The organism is Gaiella sp., from assembly GCF_035558935.1.
Taxonomy (GTDB): Bacteria; Actinomycetota; Thermoleophilia; order Gaiellales; family Gaiellaceae; genus Gaiella.
Genome location: NZ_DATMBZ010000144.1, coordinates 1 through 8,712, shown reverse-complemented (window position 1 = coordinate 8,712; position 8,712 = coordinate 1). Strand labels below are relative to the sequence as shown.

10 protein-coding genes are annotated in these 8,712 nt (G+C 72.4%); 7 read left to right on the top strand and 3 right to left on the bottom strand.

Features of this window, described 5'->3' with window-relative positions; genetic code table 11:
* Nucleotides 1-391: CBS domain-containing protein (locus VNM44_RS13925; protein ID WP_325626489.1), on the top strand; the 391-nt coding region annotated here is incomplete at its 5' end.
* Nucleotides 392-403: 12 nt separating this feature from the next.
* On the opposite strand, the gene VNM44_RS13920 is transcribed toward VNM44_RS13925, so the two are convergent.
* Nucleotides 404-817, bottom strand: coding sequence for a hypothetical protein (locus tag VNM44_RS13920; RefSeq protein WP_325626488.1), 414 nt, complete (start codon nucleotides 815-817; stop codon nucleotides 404-406).
* Between the two features lie 157 nt (nucleotides 818-974).
* On the opposite strand from VNM44_RS13920, the gene VNM44_RS13915 reads away from it, so the two are divergent.
* Genes VNM44_RS13915 through VNM44_RS13890 form a run of 6 tightly spaced genes read left to right on the top strand, consistent with a single transcriptional unit; the run spans nucleotide 975 to nucleotide 6,493 of the window.
* Entirely contained in the window at nucleotides 975-1,127 is a 153-nt protein-coding gene (locus VNM44_RS13915; protein WP_325626487.1) for a hypothetical protein, read from the top strand.
* A 9-nt stretch (nucleotides 1,128-1,136) separates the two neighbouring features.
* A complete protein-coding gene (locus VNM44_RS13910; protein WP_325626486.1) occupies nucleotides 1,137-2,096 on the top strand; it encodes a TOMM precursor leader peptide-binding protein in 960 nt (319 codons plus the stop codon).
* Nucleotides 2,093-3,424, top strand: a complete 1,332-nt coding sequence (locus tag VNM44_RS13905) for a YcaO-like family protein (protein WP_325626485.1) — start codon at nucleotides 2,093-2,095, stop codon at nucleotides 3,422-3,424. The genes VNM44_RS13910 and VNM44_RS13905 overlap by 4 nt, the downstream gene beginning before the upstream one ends.
* Before the next feature lie 59 nt (nucleotides 3,425-3,483).
* On the top strand, nucleotides 3,484-4,284 hold the full coding sequence (locus VNM44_RS13900) for a SagB/ThcOx family dehydrogenase (protein ID WP_325626484.1): 801 nt from the start codon (nucleotides 3,484-3,486) through the stop codon (nucleotides 4,282-4,284).
* On the top strand, nucleotides 4,281-5,765 hold the full coding sequence (locus VNM44_RS13895; protein ID WP_325626483.1) for an ATP-binding cassette domain-containing protein: 1,485 nt from the start codon (nucleotides 4,281-4,283) through the stop codon (nucleotides 5,763-5,765). The genes VNM44_RS13900 and VNM44_RS13895 overlap by 4 nt, the downstream gene beginning before the upstream one ends.
* A complete protein-coding gene (locus tag VNM44_RS13890) occupies nucleotides 5,762-6,493 on the top strand; it encodes an ABC transporter permease (protein ID WP_325626482.1) in 732 nt (243 codons plus the stop codon). The genes VNM44_RS13895 and VNM44_RS13890 overlap by 4 nt, the downstream gene beginning before the upstream one ends.
* Before the next feature lie 3 nt (nucleotides 6,494-6,496).
* Here the strand turns inward: VNM44_RS13890 and VNM44_RS13885 are convergent, their stop codons facing one another.
* Both VNM44_RS13885 and VNM44_RS13880 read right to left on the bottom strand, forming a co-directional pair.
* A complete protein-coding gene (locus tag VNM44_RS13885) occupies nucleotides 6,497-7,534 on the bottom strand; it encodes an iron-containing alcohol dehydrogenase (RefSeq protein ID WP_325626481.1) in 1,038 nt (345 codons plus the stop codon).
* Nucleotides 7,531-8,469: a LysR family transcriptional regulator gene (locus tag VNM44_RS13880; RefSeq protein ID WP_325626480.1), complete on the bottom strand. Its 939-nt coding sequence runs from the start codon at nucleotides 8,467-8,469 to the stop codon at nucleotides 7,531-7,533. The genes VNM44_RS13885 and VNM44_RS13880 overlap by 4 nt, the downstream gene beginning before the upstream one ends.
* Between the last annotated feature and the right edge of the window lie 243 nt (nucleotides 8,470-8,712).

The following is an 8,712-nucleotide window of genomic DNA, read 5'->3' as shown; positions in this document are numbered from 1 at the left end:
CATGCCGCAGCTGTCAGACGTCATTCGCCCCGAGCCGATCGAAGTCGCCCCGGAGGACACCCTCGGCGAGGTCGCCGAGCGCATGAGCGGTGCCAACGTCGGCGCGGTCATCGTCAAGGACTACGGCCGCCTGATCGGCATCCTCACCGAGCGCGACATGCTCAAGGCGATGGCGGCGCGAGTCCACACGAGCGAGGCGCGTGTGCGCCAGTGGATGACGGAGGATCCCGTCACCGCCACCCTCGAGACGGACGTCGAGGACGCCGCGCGCACGATGCTCGAGCACGGGTTCCGTCACCTCCCCGTCGCCGATGAGACTGGCCGGATCGTCGGCATCGCGAGCTTGAGGCGCGTGGTCGCAGCGAGGCAGGCCGCCGCCGACCGGGTCTGAGAACGAGACCGCTCAGCAGGCGGCAGCCGTGCCGCGGGTCAGCGCGCCGGCCGCCTGGTCGACCGTGACGTGCATGCGGCCGAGGCGCGCCCGTAACCGATCGTCGGACTTCAGTCCTCGAGCCAGCTCCCGTTGCGTCGAGTCGGGCGTGGCCTTGGCGAAGACGCACTCGCTCGCCTTCTTCCGGCCGGTGATCCAGCCCTCCGCATAGAGGTACCGGAGCGCCGGCCGGCCGTACGGGGCATGCGCCATGACCGACCGTGCCTGCGCGGCCGGGACGCCGTTGCCGCGGGCGCTTTTCGAGATGAGCGCCTGCGCACGCGCCGCCGTGACCGGGAGCTGGCGCGCGAGCTGCGCCTCTGGGATCGTCGCGAGCGAGATCGCAAGGCTCGCCACGACCGCGGTGATGAGCGCGTACTCGGCCACCTCCGGATGATCGGCGAGCAGCCGGAGGCGGTCAACGCCCCCCGGGGTTTCGGCGCCTGTGGAAAGACCGGCACCGTTTCGATGCAAAGGACATCTGGCGCTGGACCGCCTCATTTGCGACGTTGGCAACAGTGCAATCAGACCGAAAGGAGCCGTCATGTTCGAAGAGCTGAACGAGGAGCTGCTCGACCTCTCGGCCGGTGTTCGCGGCGTTGGGAACGCCGTGTACGCCGCCTCGCAGGACGACCCGGGCTCGTGCGCCCTCTGCTGTTCCTTCGTCCTCTGCTGCTGCTGCGAGCTCTGCTGGTGAGACGCCTCGGTGCAGGAGGCGACACTCATCCCATCCCGCCCGGCTCTCGTCGGCTGGTGCCGCGTCGTCGAGGACGGATCTCGGCTCCTGCTGGAGCACGGCGGGAGCCTGGTCACGCTGGAGGGACGCGCGGTGCGGGCCCTCCTGCCCAGCCTCCTCCCGCTGCTCGACGGAACCCGCACGCGGGATGAGATCGCGGTCGCCCTCGGCCGACCGGTCGAGCCGGCCGTCGTGCACGCGCTCGGACTGCTGACGCACCACGGGCTCCTCGTCGACGGCGCGCCCCGCGAGCCCGACGGCACGCCCGGCACGGCGGCGGCGTCCTACGTCGCCGCCGTGACCCGCCGCACGAACGTCACCGACGCCTCGGCAGCCCTCGGCGAGGCAAAGGTCGTCGTCCTTGGATCCGGCGTCGGGGCGGACGCGGCGGCCGAGCAGCTGCAGCACACCGGCTTTCTCCACGTCGACCGCGGGCCGATCGAAGGGCCGGTCGACGCGGACACCCTCGTCGTCGCCTCCCCGTGCCCGGAGGAGGTCGACGAGCTCACGTCCTTGAACCACAGGCGGCTCGACGACGGCGGCGCCTGGATCCAACTCCTGCCCTACGACGGGCGCCATCTCGTCATCGGGCCGCTCTTCCTTCCGGGAGCGTCCGCGTGCCGAGCGTGCTACGTCATGCGTCGCGGGGCCTGCTCCGGCTACGAGGAAGACTTCGAGCGGATCGACCGCGTGCCCCTGCGGGCGTCCGCACCGCCCTCGCTCGCGGCTGCGGCGGCGGCGCTCGCCGCCGTCATGGCGCTCCGCTGGTGCACCGTCCGTGACCCGACTCTCCCCGGCTGTCTGTACGCGCTCGATCCGGGACCGGTCATCCGCCTCTCACACCATCGCTTGCTCCGCGTCCCGCGGTGCGCGGCGTGCGGACCACAACAGGCTGTCCCGTCGCCCTGGCACCAGGCGGAGTGGCCGTGAGCGTCACAGACACGCCCTTCACGCCGCTCGACGAGTCGCTACGTCGCCTCGACGCGGCGGTCTCCCAGCTCGTCGGCGTCGTGCGCCAGACCGTGACGACGATGCACGCGCCCGACGAGACCCCGCTGCCGAACTGCGCAAGCGAGCTGGCGCCGACGCTGCGAACGCTCGACGCCCCCACGGTCGAGTTCGGCAGCGGTGCGCACCCGAACCCGGCGCAGGCCCGGGCTGCGGCGATCGGTGAGGCGCTCGAGCGCTATTCGGCAGCCTTGGTCCCCGAGGGACGCGTCCACGTCGCGACCACACGAGAACTCGGCGCCGCGGCGGTCCCACCGTCGCGGTTCGGACTCTTCCACCCGTGTCAGTACGCGGACCCCGGTTTTCCGTTCACTCCGTTCACGGCGGACACGCCGACCTCCTTCGTCGAGGGGATGTCACTCGCCGACGGCTCCGCCGCCCTCGTGCCTGCCGAGCTCGTCTACCTCCGGCCACCGGCTGCAGGGACGAGGCCCATCGCGTTCGCGACGAGCAGCGGTCTCGCGTGCGGCCCCAGCTTCATGGAGGCGGCGCTCGCCGGGCTGCTCGAGCTCGTCGAGCGGGACGCCGTGATGGTCGTGTGGAGCAACCGCCTCTCACTTCCGCTGCTCACGTGGGACGGCGACCGCGAGGTCGAGTGGCTGGACCGGAGGTTCTTCGCCGTCACCGGGCTCCGCTACTCGGTCGTCGACGCGAGCGCGCTTCTCGACGTCCCCGTCGCGCTCGGCGTTCTGCACGGCCCTCCGGCCTCCCGGGCGGCGCTCGCGGTCGGCGCGGGCTGCGCGGCGCGAATGCCGGACGCCTGGCTCAAGGCGCTCTCGGAGGCCTTCGGGGTGTACCGCTGGCTCGGCCTGCAGCGTGAGGTCGAGCCTCGCCGGCCGCTTCCCCGGGCGGAGGAGGTCAGGACGTTCGACGACCATATGCTCTTCTACGCGACCCACGAGCGCGCGCAGCGGGCCGCGTTTCTCGACGGGTCGGACCTGCGGACGACCCTCGCGGCCGCGCGTCCGCTCACGGGTATCACGCCGCGTGAGCAGATCGATGCCGTCCTGGAGCGCCTCGAGCGTCACGGCGTGTCGGCCTACGCGGTCGACGTGACCTCTCCAGACGTCGAGAGCCTCGGGCTGCGGGTGGTCCGCGTGGTGGCGCCGGAGCTCTGCGCGCTGGACGTCGCCCAATCCGCCCGCTTCCTCGGGTGCCGGCGGCTCTACACCGCGGCCTTCGACGCGGGGCTGGCCCGGGCCGTGCTCGAGCCGGCGGACCTGAACGACGACCCGCACCCCTTCCCGTGAACGAGTCTGTCCCGGCCCACACAGACGCACGGCACGGGGAGCCCGAACAGGTGCCGACCGTGCGTCTCGCGCACGTGACCGGCGTCGACGCGCTTCAGGACCCCGACCCCACGGAGGACTACCACGAGGCGTCCCGGATGTACCCCGGGATCGTCGACCCTCTCCTGACGGGAGCCACTCGCCTGGAGCAGAGCGGCGACATGCGTATCAGCGTGACGCGCGCGGTCAAGCGCCATCCCCATCGCCGATTCGTGCCGCTCCCACCCGCGGCGCTCGGCGAGGCGAGGCTCCGCGACGCGCTCGCGGCGCGACGCTCGGGTCGCGAGTACGGCACCCGGGCGCTCCGTCTCGACGAGCTCGCGACGTTGCTGCACGCTGCGTACGGGGTCACGGGCACGCTCGGGGGCCCGTATGGCGCAGTGCGCGCAGCGCCGTCCGGCGGTGCGCTGTATCCGCTGGAGCTGTACGTCGCATGCCTGCGCGTCGAGGGCGTCGACGTGGCGCTCTTCCACTTCGACCCCTCCCGACACGGGCTCGAGCTGCTGCGCTCGATCTCCTCGGACGAGGAGGTCGCAAGGCTGACGCCATATGCCGAGCTCTTGGGTCCGAGCGCCGCGGTCGTACTCGTCACGGGGATGCTCTGGCGCTCCCGGTTCAAGTACGGAGCCCGGGCGTACCGGTTCACGCTCATGGAGGCCGGGCATGCCGCGCACGGGCTCTTGCTCGCGGCGGCCGCGCTTCGGCTCGCCGCCGTGCCGGTCGGAGGCTTCTTCGACAGGAAGGTCGACGCCTTCCTCGATGTGGACGGCGTCTACGAGGCCTCGCTCTACCTGCTCGCCGTGGGAGCGGAGAGCGAATGACGGCCGTCGCGCGGCTCGGTGGCTGGCTCGTCGTGGCAGTGGCCGCGATGATCGCGGCGCCTCCGGTGGATCCCGTGGATCCGAGCCTGCACCCGTTCGGCGAGGCGCTCGCCTTCGGCGGGATCGCCGGGGCCACCCTCTTCGTCGCGCTCGCCCGGAGGCCCTTCCCCACGGCGGCGCTCAGCGCGGCTCCGCGCCGCCGCCTGCTGGTACGAAGCATCATCCTCACGGCCAGGTCGGTTCAGGAGGAGGCGGTCTGGCGCGGCCTCGTCCTCGGTCTGCTCGGGGGAACGGTCGGCCGCCTCGGCGCCCTCGTGCTGAGCTCCGGGATGTTCGCGGCCGCACACGCGCGGCCCCAGGGCCGGGCGGCCACGGCGCACCTGGCCACGGGATCGGTGTTCGGCGCCTCGTACCTGGCTACCGGACGGCTGCTCGCCGCGATCGTCGCCCACAGCGCTTACAACGTCTGTGTGGGCGCCACGGCCCTCACACAGCACGACGTGTCCGTTTCGGACACTAGCCAGACCCAGGCACGCCCCCTAGCATCGACTCGACCCCGCCCCGCCGCCACGACGACGCAGGAGGACTCCATCCCGCAGGCACAAGCGCAGGTCGCGGCGCGCCTCGAGGGGGTCGTCAAGTCGTACGGCGTCACACGGGCGCTCGACGACGTCGACCTCGAGCTCCGTGCCGGCGAGGTCCTTGCGCTCCTCGGTCCCAACGGCGCGGGGAAGTCGACTGCCGTTGCGGTGATGCTCGGGCTTCGCAGTCCCGACGCCGGCCGCGCGTGGCTCCTCGACGGCGACCCGCGCGACCCCGCCTCCCGCCGGCGCGTCGGTGCCGTGCTCCAGGAGGTCGGCTTCCCAGCGACGCTCCGCGTCCGCGAGATCGTCGACCTCGTGCGCGCCCACTACCCCGCCCCCTACCCGGCGGACGCGGCGCTCGAGCGGCTCGACCTCACCGCAGCCGCGGGCAGGCAGGCCGTCGGCCTCTCGGGCGGCCAACAGCGACGGCTCGCCGTTGCGCTGGCGCTCGCAGGGCGACCCGAGGTCCTCTTCCTCGACGAGCCGACGGCCGGCATGGACGCGGGGACACGACGAGCTCTCCTGGGCGACCTCGCGGCCTTCGCGGCGGACGGCGGCGCCGTGCTCCTCACCACACAGCAGCTCGCCGAGGCGGAGGAGATCGCCTCGCGCGTCGTCCTGCTCGCTCGAGGGAAGGTCCTGCTCGAGGGGAGCCTCGCCGACATCCGCGCCCGCGCGGGCACCACGCGCGTGACGTTCCGAGCGGAGTCGGTGCCCCCGCTCGCGGGCATCTCCTGCGTCGAGTCGAACCTCGACCGACACATCGTCTTCGTGACCGACGCGGACGTGTTCGTCGGCGATCTCGTCAGGTCGGGCATGCCCTTCCACGACCTGCACGTGACGCCGGTCAGCCTCGAGGACGCGTTCGTCACGCTGACGCGGAACGACGACGGGTGAGGCTTGCGGTCGTCCATGCGCGGACGGAAACCGCCCAACTGGCGCGATACCCGGCGTATGCCGTCCCGACGCTCGCGTTCCCCGCGATCGTGATGCTCCTCTTCGGCTCGCGCTTCGAGCACGGCGAGCCGGAGCGGATGCTCGCGGGCTTCGCGGCTATGGCGCTGCTCACCGTGACGTTCTTCCAGTTCGGCGTCGGGATCGCGACCGCGCGCACGACGCCCTGGGAGACCTATCTTCGGACGCTGCCGGCGAGCGCCACGACGCGACTGGCGGGGCGTGTGCTCTCGGCGCTCGTCTTCGCCGCGATAACGGTGGGCGTGGTGGCGGTCGTCGGCACCGCCGTCTACGGCGCGAGCATGCCAGCGTGGCGCTTCGCGGCGCTTGCGCTCGCACTGCTGGTCGGGTGCGTCCCATTCGCACTGCTCGGCGTCGCATTCGGGTACTGGCTGCCTCCGCGGGCCGCCCTGCCGATCGCCAATCTCGTCTTCCTCCCGCTCGCGATCGGCGGCGCACTCTGGGCGCGGCCGGATGGCATCCCGCACGGTGCCGACGTCGCGTCCCAAACGCTTCCCACGAGGAGCTGGATGGAGGTGCTGGACTCGGTCGCCACGGGCGACCACCCGCTGCCGTTGCACCATGCGGCGGCGCTCGCCGGCTGGTCGGCGGTGTTCTTCGCCGCGGCGTGGCTCGGCTACCGCCGCGACGAGGGCGAGCGGTTCACGTGACGGTCACCACACCTCCCGCAGGAGGTCGGTCACCTCGGCCGGGCTCGCAGCACGAGGATTCGCCTGCGCGCCAGGGCGGGCGACGACTGCTTCCGCGACGACGTCGAGCTCCTCCTCCGGGACGCCGACGTCGCGCAGCCGCCCGAAGCCGCCGAGTCGCGCGAGCTCCTCGACGCGAGCGACGGGATCGTCCGTCCCGAGCGCCTTCCCGAACCGTGCAACGGCGTCGGGGACCGCCTCCGTGTTGAAGCGGAGCGCCACGGGAAGGCAGATGGCGTTCATCGAGCCTTGCGGGAGCCCGTAGCGGCCGCCGAGCGCCTGCGCCATCGCATGGGCGAGGCAGAGGCCGGACTCCGCGAGGGCAAGCGCGGCCCGAAAGGCACCCTCGAGCAGCCGCGTGCGGCCGTAGATGCCGCCGGGTCGTTCGGCCACGATCGGCAGCGCATACCCGATTGCGGTGGCTCCGGTGTCGGCGTGGCGCGCCGCGGTCTCGGTGCACGCAGGGTGGTAGTACGCCTCGGCGCAGTGCGCGAGGGCGTTCATCGCGGTCCCGACCGTCGCATCGAGGGGGAGGTCGAGCGACAGCTCCGGGTCGTAGATCGCCGCGATCGGGCGGGCCCGCTCGTCACGACCGCCGCCCTTGCGCCCGGGCTCGAGGAGCACCCCGAACCCCGAGGTCCACTCTGCGCCGGCATACGTCGTCGGAATCGCCACGACGCGCGGAAGCGGCTCGACCGAATCCGCCAACTCGGCGACCGCCGCCTTGCACGTGTCGATCGCGCTGCCTCCGCCGAAGGCCACCAGCCCGTCCGCCCGGCGCTCCCGAGCGACAGCGGCGACCTCCTGGACCGTGTCGATCGGGACGTGGGGGCGAACGCCGTCGTAGACGCCCACGACCGGAAGCCCACCGGCCGACGCGGCGCCACGACGCGAGGCGACGAGCAGCGGCCTCGTGATCCCCGCCTCTGCGCACACATCTGCGAGAGCGGCGAGCGACCCAGCCCCGAAGCGGACGATACGAGCGGGACGCTCGTCCGTCACCGCTCGGCCCGTTCGGCCGGCACGAGCCCAAGGCCGCCCATCGTGGCGATGCGCTCGCGCGCGAAGGCGGCGAACGCCTCGGCGACCCGCGACTGGGCGCGTCCGGTCGCGCGGGCCAGCGAGATCGCGCGCCTCCCGTCCATGCCCTCGATGCGCGCCTCGACCAATGTGCCCGCCGCGAGATCGGACTCGACGGCGGCGCGCGAGATGAACGTCACGCCGTAGCCGGCGAGCACGGCGCTGCGCACCGACTCCTGCAGGCCGAGCTCGAGCCGGAGGTCGAGGTCACGCAGACGGAGGCCGAGGCGCCGCAGCTCGTCCTCCACGATCCTGCGCACGCCTGCCCCCTCCTGCATCACGACGAGGGTCTCGGACGCGAGCTCGTGGGCCCCGAGCGTCCGTCCGCCGAACCGGTGCCCCGGCGGACAGACGAGCACGACCTCGTCGTATGCGAACGGATCGAACCGCACCGCGCGGTGCCGCGGCGCGGCGCCCACGATCCCGAGCTCGAGCCGGCGGTCCGCGACGAGCTCGACCACCGTCCGCGTGTCGTGCACCTCGAGGGCCACGCGAACCCGTGCGTGCGCCTGCTGGAACTCGCAGAGAAGCTGCGGCACCACGACTGCGGCCGGGCCGGTCGACGCGCCGATCCCCAGCGAGCCGGCGAGATCGCCGACGCCTTCCGAGACGACCTCGTCGAGCACCTGCTGCTCGAGCGTGAGCAGGCGCTGCGCCCCACGGTAGAGCCGGAGGCCCGCCTCCGTCGGCTCTACGCGACGGCCCGACCGGTCGAGCAGCTGCGTCCCGAGGCGCTTCTCGAGGGCGCGGACCTGGAGCGAGACGGCCGGCTGGGTGACCCCGAGCTGGTCGGCTGCCTGGGAGAACGACCGACGCTCCACGACGGCGCAGAAGGCGGCGAGTTGACGCGTATCCATAAGTTCATCTTATGGAAGAGACTCCAGTACGACGTGCGTTCCGCAGATATGCATAGTGCTCGTGTGCGTGGCGCAACCAATCCGTTCACGTTCGGGACACTGGCCCAGGACGAAGCCGTTCACCGACAGCGCGACGAGATCCTGGGGCTCTCGGCGGACATGTCGGAACGGACAGGATGTCCGCGTCCTCGAACGCCTGCTCGAGCTGCCCGCGGAGATCGCCGCCGAGCGTGACCGCCGCGT